The organism is Burkholderia sp. R-40, assembly GCF_049942845.1.
In the GTDB taxonomy this organism is placed as follows: Bacteria; Pseudomonadota; Gammaproteobacteria; order Burkholderiales; family Burkholderiaceae; genus Burkholderia; species Burkholderia ambifaria.
Map to the genome: position 1 here is coordinate 2,471,220 of NZ_CP187968.1, position 17,669 is coordinate 2,488,888.

Below are 17,669 nucleotides of genomic sequence, written 5' to 3' on the forward strand. Positions count from 1 at the left end.
CGCAGTTACACGCGATGCAGCCAGCCGAGCCAGTGTTCGAGGAACGGTGCGCGCGTCCACAGTGACTGCGCGAGCCACAGCGTGCCGCCCCATGCAGCGGCGACGATGATCAGGTCGCAGTGCCCGCTGTTCCACAGATTCAGCGAGTGACGCCGCCAGATCCACGGCACGCCGAGCGGATTCGGCCAGTCGGCGAGCAGGTGCATCACGCCGCCGCACGCGAAGCCGAACAGCGGCGCCGCCCACAGCGGATGCGGATGATGCGTGAGCCCGTGCCAGCCGAGCGCGAGCAGCGCGATCCAGCCGATGCCCCAGTGCGTGACGGTGCGGTGGGTGATCCACAGGCGGCGCTTGCGGGTCCACCATGCGACTTCGAGCCAGTCGGGCGCGGTGGCGCCCGCGACACCGGCCACGAACGCGGCGAGCAGGCCAGTGTGCCAGGGGCCGGTTGCGCCGGTTTGCGCGACGAGGACGGCGGCGGCGACGCCGGCCGCGAAGCCGGACGCGTGATGCGCATTGTGTGATGCCATAGGGAACGAGACGAACAAACGTGAAGCGGCGTGCGAGCGAAAGCCTGAACGCAGCGCGAAAGCGGGGCGCTATCTTCTCAGATCGGCCGGCACATCGGGCAGCTCTGGCGCCGTTTTTTTGCATGTGCGGCATGAGGGGACCGCGGTTTGCAACTTTCGGATTTTTGCATTGCAACGAGGATCGGCTGCGCAGGAAATTTCGACCGATGAGCACGCCCGTTTTACCGGGTAGTGACCTCGCTGCCCACAATTTGCACGCGTGGATCGCGCGTCGCGTGTTCGACCCTTTTTGTCCCCCTATACTACGAAGCCGCAGGTGTCCGCCGGCGAGCCAGCGGATACGCGCGGATCGGGCGCCTTTCCCGCCTGAAAGAAGATCCACATGGGGGACATGCAATGACTACGCTGAATCGCTTCAAAACATCCGCCGTCGTGCTCGCGACGGTGGCCGGCGTCGGTTTCCTGCCGAACGCGCCTGCCTATGCGAAGGGTCCGCAGCCGGCGGTCCTGACGAGTTCGGCGGTCGCGGTGGCCGACAAGTACAGCGCGGATGCCGCGGAGCGGATCTTCAAGGAAGGCGGCAACGCGATCGACGCAGCCGTCGCGATCGCGTTCACGCTTGCCGTCACGTATCCGGAGGCCGGCAACATCGGCGGCGGCGGCTTCATGACGATCTACAAGGACGGCAAGCCGTACTTCATCGACTACCGCGAGCGCGCGCCGCTCGCCGCGACGAAGGACATGTACCTCGACAAGGAGGGCAACGTCGTCAAGGGCATGAGCCTGTACGGTCCGCGCGCGGCCGGCGTGCCGGGCACGGTCGCGGGCATGTGGGAAGCGCAGAAGCGCTTCGGCAAGCTGAAGTGGAAGCAGGTGCTCGCGCCGGCGATCCACTATGCGCGCGACGGCTTCATGGTCGACGAGCAACTGGCGCAGCGCGGCGTCGACGCGTCGAAGGAGTTCGGCGGCAAGACCAATTTCGACAAGTACTTCTCCGGGTTGAAGGCGGGCACGAACTTCAAGCAGCCCGATCTCGCCGACGTGCTCACGCGGATCGCGAACGGCGGCGCGGAAGGTTTCTACAAGGGCAAGACGGCCGAGTTGATCGCGGCTTCGATGAAGACCGGCGACGGCAACGGGCTGATCACGACCGAGGATCTCGCGCAATACCGCGCGGTGTGGCGCCAGCCGGTGCAGGCGAAGTGGAACGGCTACGACGTGATCACCGCGCCGCCTCCGAGTTCGGGCGGCATCGGCCTCGTGCAGTTGCTGAAGATGAAGGCCGATCTGAAGAAGGACTTCGACGGTGTGGCGCTCAACTCGCCGCAGTACATCCATCTGGTCGCGGAAATCGAGAAACGCGTGTTCGCCGATCGCGCGCAATACCTCGGCGATCCCGATTTCTACAAGGTGCCGATCGCGCAGCTCACCGCCGACTCGTACATCGCGAAGCGTGCGGCCGAGGTCAATCCGAAGGAGCCGTCGGACACGAAGAGCGTACAGCCGGGGCTCGGCACATCGATGCCGGAGAAGGCCGAAACGACGCACTTCTCGGTCGTCGACAAGTGGGGCAACGCGGTATCGAACACGTACACGATCAACGGCTATTTCGGTTCGGGCGTGATCGCCGACGGCACCGGCATCGTGCTGAACGACGAGATGGACGACTTCTCCGCGAAGCCGGGCGTCGCGAACATGTTCGGCGTGGTCGGCAGCGATGCGAACGCGATCGAGCCGAAGAAGCGTCCGCTGTCGTCGATGTCGCCGACGATCATGACGAAGGACGGCAAGGTATCGCTCGTGATCGGCACGCCGGGCGGCTCGCGGATCTTCACGTCGATCTTCCAGGTGATCAACAACATCTACGACTTCAAGATGCCGTTGAAGGACGCGGTCGGCGCGATGCGTTTCCACCACCAGCTGCTGCCGCCGAACACGATCTTCTGGGAGCCGTACCATCCGATCGAAGGCGAGCTCGCGAAGCAGATCGAGGCGCGCGGCTACACGCTGAAAGGGCAGGACTTCAGCGGCGATATCCAGGTGATCAAGATCGACGGCAGGACGCCGGAGGCGATGGCCGATCCGCGCGGGCGCGGCGTCACGCGGATCATTCGCTGACGGGGCAGGCCGTGGGCGCGACCGCGTTGGCGGTCGTGCCGACGGCAATCGATGCCGGGCCCGGGCGCCCGGCATTTTTCATGGTGCCGGCGGGCGGCGCGCGTTTGGATCGCGTGGCGAGCGCCGGCGCGTGTCGCCTGACGGTCGACGCCGGCCGGTCGGCCAGCCGGTCGCCCTTGCCGGTCGCCCTTGCCGGTCGCCCTTGCCGGTCGCCCCGTGCCGGTCGCCCCCTTTTTCATCAATTTGACGCGCGACGCTGGGATAATGGCGGAGTATGGCTGCGTCAATTGAAGCAAGGAGGCCCCATGGAAGATAACGATACCCGCACCGAGACCGACGACCTCACCGATATGGCATCGGGCGAGTCGCGCCGGCACCATTTCGAGGAAGACCTCGTCGACGCGTACGACGAAGAACTCGAAATGGAGCTTGACGACCGCCGTTTCGATAGCGGCGAGGATCTGCTGTTCTCGCCGGAGCGCCGCGAAGCGCGCAAGCAGTATTTCCGCGAGCTGTTCCGGCTGCAGGGCGAACTCGTGAAGCTGCAGGACTGGGTCGTGAGCACGGGGCACCGCCTCGTGGTGATTTTCGAGGGGCGCGACGCGGCAGGCAAGGGCGGCGCGATCAAGCGCATCACGCAGCGCCTGAACCCGCGCGTATGCCGCGTGGCGGCGCTGCCCGCGCCGAACAACCGCGAGCGCACGCAATGGTATTTCCAGCGCTATGTCGCGCATCTGCCGGCCGGCGGCGAAATCGTGCTGTTCGATCGCAGCTGGTACAACCGCGCGGGCGTCGAGCGTGTGATGAATTTTTGTACCGACGACGAGTACGAGGAATTTTTCCGTTCCGTACCCGAATTCGAGAAGATGCTGGTGCGCAGCGGGATCCAGATCGTCAAGTACTGGTTCTCGATCACGGATCGCGAGCAGGAAGTGCGCTTCCAGAACCGGATCCACGATCCGCTGAAGCAGTGGAAGCTGAGCCCGATGGACCTGGAGAGCCGCCGCCGCTGGGAAGCCTATACGGCCGCCAAGGAAGAAATGCTGCAGCGCACGCATATCCCCGAAGCGCCGTGGTGGGTCGTGCAGGCGGTCGACAAGAAGCGCGCGCGCCTGAACTGCATCAGCCATCTGCTGACCCAGGTGCCGTATCACGAGGTGCCGCGCCCGACGATCGATCTGCCGCAGCGCGAGCATCACGAGGACTACATTCGGCGTCCGGTGCCGGACAGCATGATCGTCCCGGACGTTTATTGAGCGGTTCAGGTCGGCTGGATCGACCGCCGGGTCGCGCCGCGCAACGCGGCGCGCGTTATTCCCGGATCAGGAACGCGGCACGGTCGCGGCCGGCGATCCACGCGGGTTCGCGACCGCGGCCGCTCCACGTGGCGCCCGTCGCCGGATCGCGATATTTCGCGCCGATCGTGAACAGCTTCGCGCGATCGCTGTAGCCCTGCCCGAAGATTTCCCGCGCGGTCAGCGCATAGTCCTTCACGAGCTGGCGCACCTGCACCAGTGCCGCATCGCGTTCGCGGCGACGTGCCGTCTGGATGCGTCGATCGAGTTCCGCGAGTTGGGCTTGCAGTTCTTGCAGTTGCATGCGTCCGATATCCCCTGGCTGAGTTCTGATTGTCGGCGACGCGCGAGGTGCGGCGTGCCCCATGCCCGGCCAGCCGTTTGCGCAACGCCGTACCGGGAATGCAGGGAGATTAAATTTGGGTGCGCGGTTTTTCTATGGGACTTATCTGAATTTTGGCGGGGATCGTCATGAAGCCGGTGCGCGGAGGCTGCGCGGCCGGCAGCGCGTCACAGGTCAGGAAAGCCCGAACGTCCCTGCGTCAGGTCGAACAGCTCGGCTTTCGCCGTCGCTTCGGCCGTTTCCGGCAGCTTGATCACGAGCTTCACCGTCATCCCGTACGCACTGTCCGCCAGTTCATAACCCGCCTGTTCGATCCAGCGGCGCACGCGCGCTTCGTCCGGATAGCCGATTTCGATCGCGAACCGCGTGTGGCGAATGCGTTCGACGCGCTCGGCGTCGAGCAGCGCGGAGGCGATCGCGTCCGTATAGGCGCGCACCAGGCCGCCTGCGCCGAGCTTCACGCCGCCGTAATAGCGGACGACCGCGCCGAGCACGCCGTCGAGATCGTGATGACGCAGCACCTCGAGGATCGGCCGGCCGGCGGTGCCCGAGGGCTCGCCGTCGTCCGACATGCCGGACTGGCCGCCCGCGAGCAGCGCCCAGCAGACGTGGGTGGCCGCGGGGTGCGCGTCACGCAGGCGCTGCAGCGCCTGCATCGCGGCGTCGCGGTCGTCGACGGGGATCGCGTGTGCGATGAAGCGGCTCTTGCGGATTTCGAGCTCGCGGGTGTATTCGGTGGCGAGCGAATAACTCATTGAACGGAAAAAAGGGGATTCGGAATCGCGCCCATTATGAGCTATTTGGGTGCAGGATCGGTACAAAGTACGCGGGACGACGGATTGTCGGGATAACCGACGATGCACAACTTTCCGGGAAATTAATAAATAGTTAAATAATGGAGAAGTCGCACGCTGTAACGTTGATCTTTTGTAACAGTCCTGTTACAGTTCCGCCGCACCGGGATGCCGGTCACTCGGCATGGAAAGCGGAGCGCAACGGCCCGATACGCGGCGGCGCTATATAAAAACACTCAAGAGAAGTCACCTCAACGAGAACAACAATGGCCGATTTGCATTGGACCATGCCAATCGCCAGATGGACGTCGATTTCGACCGCGGGGGTGCCGGGCGTCGAAGCCCTCGATCCGATGGTGCGTCGCCGCTTGAGCCGGCTGTCGCGTCTCGCGCTTCAGGCTGCGTATGACTGCGCCGGAGCGGAAAATCCGTTACGGATGGTATTCGCGTCGCGTCATGGCGAACTGACGCGCACCACCGGCATTCTCTCCGACATCGGCGCCGCGGAACCCGTCTCCCCGACGGCCTTCAGTCTCTCCGTTCTCAATGCGGTCACGGGCATATTCGGGATCGCAAGGCGCGACCGCTCGCCCGCGACCGCGATCGCGGCCGGCCACGAAACACTCGGCTACGCGCTGCTCGAAGCATTTTCCCAATACGACACGTCGCCGGCAGCGCCGGTGTTGCTCGTCTATGCGCACGAGCCGGCCGACGCTGTATACGGCGATGTCGATGACGACCCGGAGAGTGTCGGGCTTGCCGTGCTGCTTGGCGCCGATGAGCCGGTCGGTTATCTGACCTGCGAAATGGCGGTCGACGGTGCGAGCGACACGCACGTTGCCGACGACGCGGCGAATACGCAAAGCGCGGCGGTGCTGCGCTGCCTGTCGGCGCGCACGACGGCGTCATGGCGTGGCGAACACGCATTCTGGCGATGGAGCTGGCATGATCGCGCGGCTTGACTACGGCTGGCGCCTGTTCGCGACCGGCATGAGCCTGGCATTTTTTGCGTTTTGCGGATCGGTGTTCTCGGTGCTGGCGATCGTCGTCGGCGCGCTGTGGCCGCATCGGCGCTCGCGCCAGCGTTGCGTGACGCTCGTGATCCACCATTTCTTCCGCGTGCTGGTCGCGCTGCTGCAGCGCATGGGTGTGATGAAGCTCGAGCTGAGCGGCGTCGAGCGTCTCGCCAACGGCGGCCCCGCAATCGTCGTCGCCAATCATCCGACCTGGCTCGACGTCATGGTGCTGCTGTCGCTGACGCCGAAAGCCTGCTGCGTCGTCAAGCGCGGCCACTGGGGCAACCCGTGTTTCTGGGGCATCGTCCGTGCAGCCGAATACGTGAGCAATGCCGATGCCGTCGGTCTCGTCGAGGCCGGGGCGCGGCAACTGGCGGCGGGCTACACGATGATCGTCTTCCCGGAAGGCACGCGCAGCCCGGGCGGCAATCGTCTGCATGCGTTCTCGCGCGGCTTCGCGCATATGGCGCTGCAGTCGCGCAGCCGGATTCAGCCGGTGCTGATCGATTGCGATCCGCCGGTATTCACCAAGACCCTGCAGTGGTATCACGTGCCGTCTCGTGCGTTTCGCATGCGCATCGACGTGCTGGAGCCGATGGATCCGAACCGGCTGGCGTCGGATGTCACGTCGCCGTCGATTGCCGCTCGCAGTATTGCCCGCGAGGTGGAAGTGCATATTACTCAAAGCCTGTTTCAGTATGGATACTTTAAAACTGCAAATTAAGCAGCTTCTGATCGAGATGCTCGATCTCAGCGACATGACGGTGGACGATATCGATGACGATGCGCCGCTGTTCTCGACCGACGGAATCGGCCTCGATTCCGTCGATGCGCTCGAAGTCGGCATCATGCTGCGCAAGAAGTTTCAATTGACGATCGCCGCGAACGACGAGCGTACGAAAGCGCATTTTCGGTCGATCAACACACTGGCGGCATTCATTGCCGAGCAGCAGTCGCATCAGGCATCGCAAGAAGCCGTGCTGGAAAAGGGGAGTCACTCGTGACCGACGCAGAAATCCTGGAGCGCATCCGCGCCATTTTTCACGAGAATTTCGCGATCGAGCCGGAGCGCGTGACACCTGAAACGCACCTGTTCGAAGAGCTCGACCTGGACAGCATCGACGCGGTCGATCTGGCCATCAAGCTTCAGGAAATGACGGGCAAGCGCATCAAGCCCGAGGAATTCAAGTCGGTGCGCACCGTCGGCGATGTCATCGCCGCGGTTCACGCGTTGCTCGCGCGCGCATGACGATGGCGATGACGGGCACGCGGGCGACGACCGGCACCGGTTTGCCACGCTGGGCAAGCGTGGCGGCCAGGGCGGTGCTGTTTGTCGCCTATCCGCTCGTCATCCTGTTCGCGTGGCAAAGCATGTCGCCGCGCTACGTCGGTTGCCTGCTCTTCGCATTGCTGTGGCTTCAGCGCACGGTCGGCAAGGGCACGCTCGCGAAGGCGCTGCGACGGCTCACGACGCTCGACTGGTGCGTGGCCGGTGCATTGACCGCGTTGTCCGTCGCGATTGCCGTGACGGACAGCGAACGTCTTCTTCATCTCTATCCTGCATGTGTGAGTGCCGGCTTGCTGGTCGCGTTCGGCGCGACGCTGCGGCGCGGTCCGACAATGATCGAAAAATTCGCACGATCGACCTATCCCGAGCCGAGTCCGGAAATCGTCCGCTACACGCGGCGCGTCACACAGATGTGGTGCGTATTCTTCATCGTGAACGGCGGTTTTTCGGTGTACACGGCGTTGTACTGGAGCCGTGCATCATGGGCCCTTTATAACGGCTTCATCGCGTACCTGCTGATCGGTGCGTTGCTTGCGGGCGAGTGGCTGTGGCGCAGCATCGTCATCGGCGCGAGACGAAAGCGCACGGGTGTCGCATGATCGCGCTGCACGAGATGCTGTGTGCCGCGGCGGATAGCGAAACGACAGTCTGCCGCGACGGCGCCGACGCGCTGACGCTGGGCGATTTGCGCGCGCGCGTGGACGCGATCGCCCGGACGCTCGACGCGAGCGGCGCGCGACGGGTCGCGATCTGCACGGATGATCCGTACGACTTCGCGTGCGCCTTCTTCGCGGTCGCGGCGGTGCACGGCGAAATCGTGATTCCGGCCAGCAACGCGCCCGGCTATCTCGGCGATCTGGCCCATGCATACGACCTGGTGCTGGATGCGCCGGCATTGGCCGCGTGCGGGCACGGCACGGAGCGCGAATCTGCCATCTCCGTCCGCTCGATCGACGCGACGGCCGCGGTGACGCTTTATACGTCCGGCAGCAGCGGCATCGCGAAGCCGGTGCGGAAGTCGCTTGCGCAGCTCGATGCCGAAGTGCGCACGCTGCAGCGCGAATGGGCCGACCGGATCGGCGCGGCGGTGACGCTGTCGAGCGTGCCGCATCACCACATCTACGGACTGCTGTTCAGGATCCTGTGGCCGTTGGCGGCGGGCCGCGCGTTCGACCGGACAGCGGTGCTCGAGCCGTTGCAACTGCAGCAGCGGCTTGTCGAATACGGCGGCGGTGTCGTGGTCTCGACGCCGTCGCAACTGATGCGCTGGCCCGCGTTGTCCGGTTTTCCGATGCAAGCGCCCGCGCCGTGCGCGTTCTTCTCGTCGGGCGGCCCGCTGCCGGCCGATGCGGCAGCGGCCTATGCGAACGCGTTCGGCGCGGCGCCGCTCGAGATCTTCGGCAGCACCGAAACCGGCGGCATCGCATGGCGGCGTCAGGACGTCTCTCTCGCATGGCAGCCGTTGAAGGGCGTCGACGTGCGCTGCGACGACGAAGGCGTCCTGTGCGTTCGCTCCGCGCATCTCGGTCACGATCGCTGGCACCGCACCGACGACACCGCGCGATTCGACGCGCAGGGCCGCTTCGCGCTCGCGGGACGGCGCGATCGCGTGATCAAGCTCGACGGCAAGCGCGTGTCGTTGCCGGAGCTCGAGACGCGGATACTCGCGCACGAGTATGTCGAGCAGGCGGCCGCGGTGGTCGTCGACGGCGCGACGCGGCCACACGTGGGCGTCGTCGCGGTGTTGAGCGCGGTGGGGCGGGACGCGCTGGCGGAGCACGGGCGGATTGCCGTCGCCACGACGTTGCGGCATGCGCTCGGCGCCTATTTCGACGCGGCCGCGTTGCCGCGCTACTGGCGTTTCCGCCACGCGATGCCGTTCGATGTGCGCGGGAAGCTGCCCGCTGCCGCGCTGGCGGCGGCCTTTACGGCCACGCCGGAGGGCTTCGAGCTGCTCGCGTCGTGGCGCAGCGACGACGCGTTGCATTACGAGCTGCGCGTGCCGCCTACGCTCGCGCATTTCGACGGGCATTTTCCCGGGCTGCCCATCCTGCCCGGGGTCGTGCAGATCGACTGGGCCGCGCGCCTTGCCGGCCGCGAGATGCCGGCCGTGCGGGAAATCCGTTCGATCGAACACCTGAAGTTCAAGGCACCCGTGCCGCCCGGCGCCGTGCTGGCGCTGCGTCTCGCGCACGATCCGGTACGCGGCCACACGCGCTTCGCGTTCCGGTGCGGCGGCCGGGAATGCACGTCGGGCGTGCTGGTATACGGCGCGGCGGCGGCATGAGCGACACCTGCATCGTCATCCCGATCTACAACCATCGCGACGCGATCGGCGGCACGCTCGCGCGCCTGGTCGTGCACGGCCTGCCGATTCTGGTAGTCGACGATGGCAGCGACGAGCCCACCCAGCGGGTGCTGGCAACGCTTGCCGCGCAGTACGCCGGTTCCGTGACGTTGCTGCGGTTGCCCGTCAACGGCGGAAAGGGCGCGGCCGTCATGGCCGGCATGCGCGCCGCGCGCGCACGGAGATATCGGCATGCGATCCAGATCGATGCCGATGGCCAGCACGATGCCGACGACGTGCCGAAGTTCGTCGCGGCTGCCCAGGCCGAGCCGGACGCCGTGATTCTCGGGCGGCCACGTTTCGACGACAGCGTGCCGAAGGCGCGCCTGTACGGCCGCTACCTCACGCACGTGTGGGTGTGGATCGAAACGCTGTCGCTGGACATTCCCGATGCGATGTGCGGGTTTCGTCTGTATCCGGTCGATGCCGTCTGCGAACTGATCGACACGGTGTCGATGCCGACGCGGATGGCTTTCGACAGCGAGATCCTGGTCAGGCTGCACTGGCGAGGCCTGGCGTTCAGGACGATCGCGACGCGCGTCGTCTACCCGGCCGACGGCGTGTCGCATTTCGACGTCTGGCGCGACAACGTGCGCATCAGCGCGAGCCACACGCGGCTCGTCGCCGGGATGCTCGTGCGCGCGCCGATGCTGCTGACGCGCCGGCTCATCGGGAGGCACAGCGCGCCGCCGACGGCGCGCACGCGCGCATGGTGGCGCATGCCGGAACGCGGCAGCCGGCTCGGCATGGCGTTGCTGGCCCTGAGCTGCCGCTGGTTCGGCAAGGATTTCACGTCGCTCTGGCTGCATCCGATCGTCGGCTATTTCGTGCTGACGAACCGCACGGCGCGCACCGCGTCGCATGCGTACATCGCGCGCCTGCGCGACGCGCAAGCGGCGGCCGTGCCGAAGCCGGGATGGCGCAGTGCGTATCGGCACATGCTTGCCTTTGCGCAGGCGGGGTTCGACAAGTTCGTCGCATGGTCCGGCCGTCTCGACGAACTCGACGTGCGCTTCGACGATTCGTCTGCATTCGATGCACTCGCCGCGAGCGGGCGCGGTGCGCTCGTGATCGGCGCGCATCTGGGCAACCTCGAGATGACACGCGCGCTTGCGCTGCGCGATGCGCACACGAAGGTGACGGCGATCGTCTATACCGAACACGCGAAGCGCTTTACCGGTGTGCTGGCCGGCGCGAACCAGGCATTCGGCAAGCAACTGGTCGAGGTATCGGACTTCGGGCCGGATACGGCGATGATGATGCAGTCGCGGATCGATGCGGGCGAGCTGCTCGTGATCGTCGGCGATCGCGTGCCGCCGCATGATTCGGGGAAAACGGTCGACGCCCGTTTTCTCGACGCGCAGGCTCCGTTCGCGCAGGGCCCGTACATTCTCGCCCATGCGCTCGGCTGTCCGGTGTACCTGTTCTTCTGCCTGAAGGAGCAGCGCGGCTACCGGCTCTATTTCGAACCGTTCGCAGACCGAATCGAGCTGCCGCGCCGCGAGCGTGCGAGTCACGTCGCGCTATGGGCGCAGCGCTATGCCGCGCGGCTCGAACACTATTGCCGCAAGGCTCCCTATCAATGGTTCAACTTCTTCGATTTCTGGGCGCGGCCCGATGGAGGTCCGCGTGGCCGAGCATGACATGAAGAACGTCCCGGCCACCGCCGCGGCGGACGCGAGCCGGCCGCCCGTCGTGATCGGCGACCGGCATCTGACGATCGAAGACGTCGTCGCGATCGCCCGCGATGGTGCGCCGGTCGCGCTGAATGCGGCGAGCGCGTGGCGCTCGCGGATCGAGCGCGGCGCAACCTGGCTGCGCGACTATCTCGCGAACGGCGGCACGCTGTACGGTGTCACGACCGGATATGGCGACGCCTGCGTGGTCGAGGTGCCGCCGTCGCTCGTCGAAGCGCTGCCGCTGCAGCTGACCCGTTATCACGGATGCGGGATGGGCGACTGGTTCGACGCGACGCAGACGTTGTCCATCATCGTCGCACGGCTCAATTCGCTCGCGTTCGGTTACTCGGGCGTGCGGTTCACATTGCTGGAGCGGCTGGCCGATCTGGTGAATCACCGCATCCTGCCGCGCATTCCATCGGAAGGCTCGGTCGGCGCAAGCGGCGACCTGACACCGCTGTCCTACGTCGCCGCGGCGCTGGTCGGCGAGCGCACCGTATCGTTCGCCGGCCACGAGCGCGACGCGCGGGACGTATGGCGCGCGATCGATCGCGCGCCGCTCACGCTTGCGCCGAAGGAAGGGCTGGCGCTGATGAACGGCACGGCGGTCATGACGGGGCTGGCCTGCCTCGCGTTCGCGCGTGCCGAGCACCTGACGTCGATCGCTGCCCGCCTGACGGCATTGACGACGGTCGCGCTCGACGGACGGGCGGGGCACTTCGATGCGCGCTTGTTCCACGCGAAGCCGCATGCGGGGCAGGGCGAGGCGGCCGCATGGATACGCGCCGACCTGGCCGGGCGCGACGAATCGCCGGGGCGGCGCCTGCAGGATCGCTATTCCGTCCGGTGCGCGCCGCACGTGATCGGCGTGGTGCGCGACGCGTTGTCGTGGATGCGCCGCGATATCGAGAACGAACTGAACAGCGCGAACGACAATCCGCTGATCGATCCGGACGAAGGGTGCGTGCTGCACGGCGGCAATTTCTACGGCGGCCATATCGCGTTCGCGATGGATGCGCTGAAGACCGCGGTGGCGAACCTCGCGGACCTGATGGATCGCCAGCTCGCGCTGCTGGTCGACGACAAGTTCAGCAACGGACTGCCGCGCAACCTGACGGGGGCGACCGGGGAACGGGCCGCGATCAATCACGGGTTCAAGGCCGTGCAGATCTCGTCTTCCGCATGGACGGCGGAGGCGCTGAAGCACACGATGCCGGCGAGCGTGTTCTCGCGCTCGACGGAGTCGCACAACCAGGACAAGGTCAGCATGGGAACGATCGCCGCGCGCGATTGCCTGCGCGTGCTGGCGCTGACGGAGCAGGTCGCCGCGGCGCACGTGCTTGCGACCGTGCAGGCTGTCCGTCTGCGGCTGCGCGACGACCCGCGCACGCAGCTTTCGCCCGCGCTGCGCGCGTTCATCGACGATGTGGATCGCCAATCGCCGCTGGTGGTCGAGGACCGGCCGCTCGAAGCGGAGCTGCGCGCGTTGACCGCGCGCCTGGCTGCCTGCGAACCGATTGGCGAGCCGATCGGCGGATCGTTCGGCGCATGCCGGCGCGGGGAGGCGGCATGAACGAGAACCGTCCGCCGCTCACCGCGACCGCACGCGTCGAGGTGCTGTTCCACGATGTCGACGCAATGAACGTCTGCTGGCACGGGCATTACCTGAAGTACTTCGAAAGCAGCCGCGCCGCACTGCTGCGGATGATCGACTACGACTATCCGGCGATGCTGGCGTCGGGCTATGTGTGGCCCGTGGTGGAGGCGCATCTGAAATACGTCCGCCCGGCCCATTACAGCCAGCAGCTCGACGTGCGCGCGACGCTCATCGAATTCGAGAACCGGCTGAAGATCGGTTACGAAATTCTCGACGCGGCCTCGGGTGAGCGTTTGACGAAGGGCTATACGGTGCAACTGGCGATCGATGCGACGACGCGCGAACTGCAGTTCGTGTCGCCGCCGGCCTTGACTGAAAGGGTGCGTGCGCAATGGGCCTGATGCTGCGCTACCGACGGTTTGCGGCGACGATGCTCGGCGCATGGATGATGCTTGCCGGCAACGACCTGGCGGCCGCTCCGGCACCTGTCGCGGCCGCAGCGGGGGCTCGCCCGGCGAACGCCGCGCTCGTCGCCGATGTCGCGACGCGGCTGGCAAGAGTGGGTGCGATTCGCGCGGATTTTCGGCAGACCCAGACGCTGTCGGCGATGAAGCAGCCACTCGTCAGCACGGGATCGATGTTGTTCGATCGCAGGTCGGGTGTCGTCTGGCGCATCGACACACCCTACAAGGCCACCTATGTGATCACCGACGCCGGCATGCGTGAGGTCGGGGCGGACGGCCGCCTCGTCGCGCCGGCCGGCGGTGGCCGCGGCGTCGCGCAAGTATCGCGCATGATGCGCGACATGCTCGGCGGCGACCTGTCGGCGCTGTATGCGCAATTCGACGTCGAAGCGAGCGGCACGCCGGAACGGTGGCGGATGGTGTTGCGGCCGAACCAGCCGCAGCTCGCACAGGCGATCCGCGTGCTCGAAATGAGCGGCGGCGCCTATCTCGGCAAGCTCGACATGACGTTTGCGAACGGCAACGTGACCGTGCTCGAGTTCGTGCGGCCGACGCCGGTCGACGCGCCCGCGCCCATCGAGCGCGGTTGGCTGGAGGCACGATGATGAATACGGCGCGCGACGCGATCGACGCATCGGGCGAGCGCGGCCGGCGGCGCGTGCTGTGCGCCGCATGGCTGACCGTCGCGCTGGTTGCGATCGCGTTCATCGTGTGGCGCTTCAGCGGCCCCGCACCGTTGCAGACGAACCTGCTTGCGTTGTTGCCGGCCACCGAAGCGAATCCGGTTGCCGAACGAGCCGTCGACGTGCTCGGCGATGCGCTCGGCAATCGCACTGTCTATCTGGTCACCGATCGGGACGCCGACCGCGCGAAGGCCGCCGCGAAGCAGTTTGGCGCGCGGCTCGCGGCGAGCGGGGCATTTCGTTCGGTGACGGTTGAAGTGCCGCCGTTCGACCTGTCGCAGATCGCGGCGACCTACCTGCCGGCCCGTTTCGGTCTACTGACGGACGCGGATCGCCGGTCGCTCGAACAAGGCGACGCCGCGCTCGGCGAACGGCTCGTCCGGCGGCTCTACGCGCCGCCCGTCGATGGTCTGCAGACTGCGGTGGCGGACGATCCGTTTGGCTGGCTGCAGCACTGGCTCGGCGAGCTGCCGCTTGCGGCATCGAACCTGTCGCTCGAAGACGGCATGCTGGTGTCGCATCGCGCCGGCGCCACGGGCGTGCTAGTGATGACGTCGCTGGCAGGGTCGGCCTATGAATCCAGTGTCCAGCACGCGGTGCGCGTCGCGACTGCCGATGCGGAACGCGCACTTGCGGGAGACTTCCGCGGCGTTCGCGTCGACCGGGCCGGCGCCGTGTTCTATGCGGAAGCGGCGCGTGCCAGTGCCGAGCGCGACGTGCACGTGATCGGCGCGGTGTCGCTGGCCGGCATCGCGCTGCTGCTGATGAGCGTATTCCGGTCGCCGCGCCTGCTGGTGCTCGCGTTTGCGTCGACGGCATTCGGGATCGTGTGTGCGCTGGCCGCGACGCTGTTGGTATTCGGCAAGCTGCACCTGCTGACGCTGGTGTTCGGCGTGAGCCTGATCGGCGAGGCCGTCGACTATTCGATCCAGTATTTCGTCGCATACCTTTCCGCCGGGCGGCAATGGGATGCGCGGCGCGGCGCGGCGGCGGTCAGGCCGGCGCTCGCGGTGGCGCTGGCGACCAGCCTGCTGGGTTACGCGATCCTGATGTGGGTGCCGTTTCCGGCACTCAAGCAGATCGCATGCTTTGCGATCGTCGGGATCCTCAGCGCGTTCGCTGCGGTCACCGGCTTTTTGCCGCTCATGCTTACTCAGCCGCCCCGGAGCGCGCCGTCTCGCGTGTTCTCGGGCGCGGCGCGCTTGCTGAGCGGTTGGCAGTCGCTGCTGGCAGGGCGGCGCGCGGTGGCCGCCGCCGTGCTGGTCGCGCTGGTTGCGATTCCGGGGTGGGTCGTCCTGAAGAGCGACGACGACATTCATCTGCTGATCCAGCGCGATGCGGGCCTCGCTCGACAGGAAAGCAATATCCGCGCGGCGGTCGGGCTGGCCAACACCGCGCAGTTCTTCGTCGTGCAGGGCGCGTCTCCGGAAGAGGTGCTCGAGCGTTCCGAGGCGCTGCTCGGGGCGCTCGATCAGCAGCGGGTCGGCCGCGTCCAGTCGATCGCGACGTTCGTGCCGTCGGCGAAGCAGCAGGCACGCAATCGCGCGGTGCTGGGCACGCACGTGTTCGCCGATGCCACCGCACTGCGTGCGACGCTGGCGCACGCGGGTTTCCGCGACGAGGTCGCCGACGCGTGGCTTCGCGCGTATTCGGTCGATGCGCCGGCGACGCTGTCCGTCGATACGTGGCTGGCGGCACGCTGGTCGGCGCCGTTCCGGCATCTGTGGCTCGGGCGGGTCGATGGCGCCACCGGCCCCGTCGATGCGGCACTGGCGATTCCGGAACGGGTCGACGCGGCGAACGCGGCTACGTTCGCGGCGTTGGCGCGCACGCTGCCCGGCGTGTCATGGGTCGACAAGGCCGCAAGCGTGTCGAGCCTGTTCGGCGCCTATCGGGTCGACAGCGGCCTGTGGCTGGCCGGGGCGCTGGTCGTGGTCGCCGCGCTGCTGATGTGGCGATACGGCATGCGCGGCGGTATCGCGACGACGTTGCCGGTCGTGTTCGCCATCGCGTTGACGCTCGCGGCGTTCGGCTATGCGGGCGTGCCGCTCACGCTTTTCAATTGGCTCGCGCTGATGCTGGTGCTCGGCGTGGGCGCCAACTACGCGGTGTTCCTCCGGGAAGGCTGCATGCGGGACGCGGCCGGTCTCGGCGCGGTATGGACCGGCGTGCTGCTGTCGGCGGCCACGACGTTGCTGTCGTTCGGGATGCTCGGCGCGAGCGCGATGCCCGCGTTGCGCAGCTTCGGCACGACCCTCGCGATGGGCATCGTTTTCTCGGTGCTGTTCGCGCCGCTCGCCACGCCGTCCACGAAGGAGGGGCGCGCATGAACGCCAGACTGACGCCGGTCTACCTGTCCGCACCCGGCATGATCAACGCGCTCGGCGCAACCACCGACGAAATCGTCGACGCATTGCATACTGGCGTCGCGCCGGGCATGGCGCCGCGGACCGATGGCGTTGCCGGCGGCTGGATCGGGAGCGTGCGCGCCAGGCTCGACGTCGCGCCGCCCACCTCGCTCGGGCATTTCGATTGCAGGAACAACCGGCTGTTGCTTGCCGCGCTGGCGCAGATCGGACACTTCGTCGACGCGGCGATCGCGCGTTACGGTCCGCGCCGGATCGGTGTCGTGATCGGCACGAGCACGTCCGGCATCCAGGCGGCGGAGCACGCGCTTGCGCAGCGCGCCGCGACGGGCACGATGCCTGCCGGATTCGATTATCGACAGATGGAAATCGGCACGGCGGCGCCGTTCGTGCGCGCGGTGCTCGGTGTGGCCGGGCCAGCCTATACGTTGTCGACCGCATGCACATCGAGTGCCAAGGCATTCGCGGCAGCGCGCCGCCTGCTGCGGCTGAAGCTGTGCGACGCGGTCGTCGTCGGCGGCGCGGATTCGCTGTGCGAGCTGACGCTGCAGGGCTTCGCATCGCTCGAATCGGTCAGCCCGGGCCGGACCAACCCGATGAGCCGAAACCGGAACGGCATCAATATCGGCGAAGGCGCCGCGCTGTTCGTGATGAGCCGCGATGAAGCGGCGGTCCGGCTGGCCGGCGTCGGCGAGTCGAGCGATGCGCACCACATCTCGGCGCCGGATCCGGCGGGCTGCGGCGCGGAGGACGCGCTGCGCGCCGCGCTCGCGGACGCCGGCGTCACATCGTCCGCGGTCGGCTACGTGAACCTGCACGCGACGGCGACGCGGCTGAACGACGAGATGGAAGCGAACGTGATGGCACGGGTGTTTCCGCACGGCGTGCCGGCGAGCGGGACCAAGCCGCTGACAGGACACATGCTCGGCGCGGCGGGCGCGACCGAGCTTGGATTCGGCTGGCTGACGCTGGCGCGCGGGATCGCGCTGCCGACGCACGTCTGGGACGGCGAGCGCGACCCGGCGCTGCCGGGGCTCGACCTGGTCGACCGCGAGCATCGTCTGGCCGGCGCTGCAACAGGACGCTACGTGATGAGCAATTCGTTCGCATTCGGCGGCAGCAATGCCAGCCTGATTCTGGGAGGCTGAC

The 17,669-nt window shown here is 66.9% G+C and carries 17 protein-coding genes; 14 read left to right on the plus strand and 3 right to left on the minus strand.

Features of this window, described 5'->3' with window-relative positions; translation table 11 throughout:
• Positions 1-5: 5 nt before the first annotated feature.
• On the minus strand, positions 6-530 hold the full coding sequence (locus tag ACP26O_RS27445; protein ID WP_175662906.1) for a metal-dependent hydrolase: 525 nt from the start codon (positions 528-530) through the stop codon (positions 6-8).
• A 396-nt stretch (positions 531-926) separates the two neighbouring features.
• Between ACP26O_RS27445 and ggt the strand changes: the two genes are divergently transcribed.
• Both ggt and ppk2 read left to right on the plus strand, forming a co-directional pair.
• Positions 927-2,648 (plus strand): gamma-glutamyltransferase, encoded by a 1,722-nt coding sequence (gene ggt / locus ACP26O_RS27450; protein ID WP_105832710.1) that lies wholly within the window; start codon positions 927-929, stop codon positions 2,646-2,648.
• A 305-nt stretch (positions 2,649-2,953) separates the two neighbouring features.
• Entirely contained in the window at positions 2,954-3,904 is a 951-nt protein-coding gene (gene ppk2 / locus ACP26O_RS27455; protein WP_175662905.1) for a polyphosphate kinase 2, read from the plus strand.
• Between the two features lie 55 nt (positions 3,905-3,959).
• Here the strand turns inward: ppk2 and ACP26O_RS27460 are convergent, their stop codons facing one another.
• Together ACP26O_RS27460 and ACP26O_RS27465 are read right to left on the minus strand one after the other, a co-directional pair.
• A complete protein-coding gene (locus tag ACP26O_RS27460; RefSeq protein ID WP_011658615.1) occupies positions 3,960-4,247 on the minus strand; it encodes an H-NS family nucleoid-associated regulatory protein in 288 nt (95 codons plus the stop codon).
• A gap of 206 nt (positions 4,248-4,453) precedes the next feature.
• Positions 4,454-5,041 (minus strand): IMPACT family protein, encoded by a 588-nt coding sequence (locus ACP26O_RS27465; RefSeq protein WP_126225255.1) that lies wholly within the window; start codon positions 5,039-5,041, stop codon positions 4,454-4,456.
• 305 nt (positions 5,042-5,346) lie between these two features.
• On the opposite strand from ACP26O_RS27465, the gene ACP26O_RS27470 reads away from it, so the two are divergent.
• The 12 genes from ACP26O_RS27470 to ACP26O_RS27525 are packed head-to-tail and all read left to right on the plus strand — an operon-like array spanning position 5,347 to position 17,668.
• Positions 5,347-6,042 (plus strand): beta-ketoacyl synthase chain length factor, encoded by a 696-nt coding sequence (locus ACP26O_RS27470; protein ID WP_175662904.1) that lies wholly within the window; start codon positions 5,347-5,349, stop codon positions 6,040-6,042.
• Positions 6,026-6,820, plus strand: coding sequence for a lysophospholipid acyltransferase family protein (locus ACP26O_RS27475; RefSeq protein WP_175663290.1), 795 nt, complete (start codon positions 6,026-6,028; stop codon positions 6,818-6,820). The genes ACP26O_RS27470 and ACP26O_RS27475 overlap by 17 nt, the downstream gene beginning before the upstream one ends.
• On the plus strand, positions 6,795-7,100 hold the full coding sequence (locus ACP26O_RS27480) for a phosphopantetheine-binding protein (protein WP_011658619.1): 306 nt from the start codon (positions 6,795-6,797) through the stop codon (positions 7,098-7,100). The genes ACP26O_RS27475 and ACP26O_RS27480 overlap by 26 nt, the downstream gene beginning before the upstream one ends.
• Entirely contained in the window at positions 7,097-7,345 is a 249-nt protein-coding gene (locus ACP26O_RS27485) for an acyl carrier protein (RefSeq protein ID WP_011658620.1), read from the plus strand. The genes ACP26O_RS27480 and ACP26O_RS27485 overlap by 4 nt, the downstream gene beginning before the upstream one ends.
• A complete protein-coding gene (locus ACP26O_RS27490; protein WP_175662903.1) occupies positions 7,342-7,983 on the plus strand; it encodes a hypothetical protein in 642 nt (213 codons plus the stop codon). The genes ACP26O_RS27485 and ACP26O_RS27490 overlap by 4 nt, the downstream gene beginning before the upstream one ends.
• Positions 7,980-9,671, plus strand: a complete 1,692-nt coding sequence (locus ACP26O_RS27495) for an AMP-binding protein (RefSeq protein ID WP_175662902.1) — start codon at positions 7,980-7,982, stop codon at positions 9,669-9,671. The genes ACP26O_RS27490 and ACP26O_RS27495 overlap by 4 nt, the downstream gene beginning before the upstream one ends.
• On the plus strand, positions 9,668-11,374 hold the full coding sequence (locus tag ACP26O_RS27500) for a glycosyltransferase family 2 protein (protein WP_175662901.1): 1,707 nt from the start codon (positions 9,668-9,670) through the stop codon (positions 11,372-11,374). Before ACP26O_RS27495 ends, ACP26O_RS27500 begins: the two co-directional genes overlap by 4 nt.
• On the plus strand, positions 11,361-12,983 hold the full coding sequence (locus tag ACP26O_RS27505) for an HAL/PAL/TAL family ammonia-lyase (RefSeq protein ID WP_175662900.1): 1,623 nt from the start codon (positions 11,361-11,363) through the stop codon (positions 12,981-12,983). The genes ACP26O_RS27500 and ACP26O_RS27505 overlap by 14 nt, the downstream gene beginning before the upstream one ends.
• Positions 12,980-13,408, plus strand: a complete 429-nt coding sequence (locus ACP26O_RS27510; protein ID WP_126225262.1) for an acyl-CoA thioesterase — start codon at positions 12,980-12,982, stop codon at positions 13,406-13,408. The genes ACP26O_RS27505 and ACP26O_RS27510 overlap by 4 nt, the downstream gene beginning before the upstream one ends.
• Positions 13,399-14,076 (plus strand): LolA family protein, encoded by a 678-nt coding sequence (locus tag ACP26O_RS27515; RefSeq protein ID WP_175662899.1) that lies wholly within the window; start codon positions 13,399-13,401, stop codon positions 14,074-14,076. Before ACP26O_RS27510 ends, ACP26O_RS27515 begins: the two co-directional genes overlap by 10 nt.
• Positions 14,073-16,484, plus strand: coding sequence for an MMPL family transporter (locus tag ACP26O_RS27520; RefSeq protein WP_175662898.1), 2,412 nt, complete (start codon positions 14,073-14,075; stop codon positions 16,482-16,484). Before ACP26O_RS27515 ends, ACP26O_RS27520 begins: the two co-directional genes overlap by 4 nt.
• Entirely contained in the window at positions 16,481-17,668 is a 1,188-nt protein-coding gene (locus tag ACP26O_RS27525; protein WP_175662897.1) for a beta-ketoacyl-[acyl-carrier-protein] synthase family protein, read from the plus strand. The genes ACP26O_RS27520 and ACP26O_RS27525 overlap by 4 nt, the downstream gene beginning before the upstream one ends.
• Position 17,669: the final 1 nt, after the last annotated feature.

Coding starts and splice junctions, on each gene's coding strand:
- ACP26O_RS27445 (WP_175662906.1), bottom strand. CDS start 530: ATGGCATCACACAATGCGCATCACGCGTCCGGCTTCGCGGCCGGCGTC.
- ggt (WP_105832710.1), top strand. CDS start 927: ATGACTACGCTGAATCGCTTCAAAACATCCGCCGTCGTGCTCGCGACG.
- ppk2 (WP_175662905.1), top strand. CDS start 2,954: ATGGAAGATAACGATACCCGCACCGAGACCGACGACCTCACCGATATG.
- ACP26O_RS27460 (WP_011658615.1), bottom strand. CDS start 4,247: ATGCAACTGCAAGAACTGCAAGCCCAACTCGCGGAACTCGATCGACGC.
- ACP26O_RS27465 (WP_126225255.1), bottom strand. CDS start 5,041: ATGAGTTATTCGCTCGCCACCGAATACACCCGCGAGCTCGAAATCCGC.
- ACP26O_RS27470 (WP_175662904.1), top strand. CDS start 5,347: ATGGCCGATTTGCATTGGACCATGCCAATCGCCAGATGGACGTCGATT.
- ACP26O_RS27475 (WP_175663290.1), top strand. CDS start 6,026: ATGATCGCGCGGCTTGACTACGGCTGGCGCCTGTTCGCGACCGGCATG.
- ACP26O_RS27480 (WP_011658619.1), top strand. CDS start 6,795: ATGGATACTTTAAAACTGCAAATTAAGCAGCTTCTGATCGAGATGCTC.
- ACP26O_RS27490 (WP_175662903.1), top strand. CDS start 7,342: ATGACGATGGCGATGACGGGCACGCGGGCGACGACCGGCACCGGTTTG.
- ACP26O_RS27495 (WP_175662902.1), top strand. CDS start 7,980: ATGATCGCGCTGCACGAGATGCTGTGTGCCGCGGCGGATAGCGAAACG.
- ACP26O_RS27500 (WP_175662901.1), top strand. CDS start 9,668: ATGAGCGACACCTGCATCGTCATCCCGATCTACAACCATCGCGACGCG.
- ACP26O_RS27510 (WP_126225262.1), top strand. CDS start 12,980: ATGAACGAGAACCGTCCGCCGCTCACCGCGACCGCACGCGTCGAGGTG.
- ACP26O_RS27515 (WP_175662899.1), top strand. CDS start 13,399: ATGGGCCTGATGCTGCGCTACCGACGGTTTGCGGCGACGATGCTCGGC.
- ACP26O_RS27520 (WP_175662898.1), top strand. CDS start 14,073: ATGATGAATACGGCGCGCGACGCGATCGACGCATCGGGCGAGCGCGGC.
- ACP26O_RS27525 (WP_175662897.1), top strand. CDS start 16,481: ATGAACGCCAGACTGACGCCGGTCTACCTGTCCGCACCCGGCATGATC.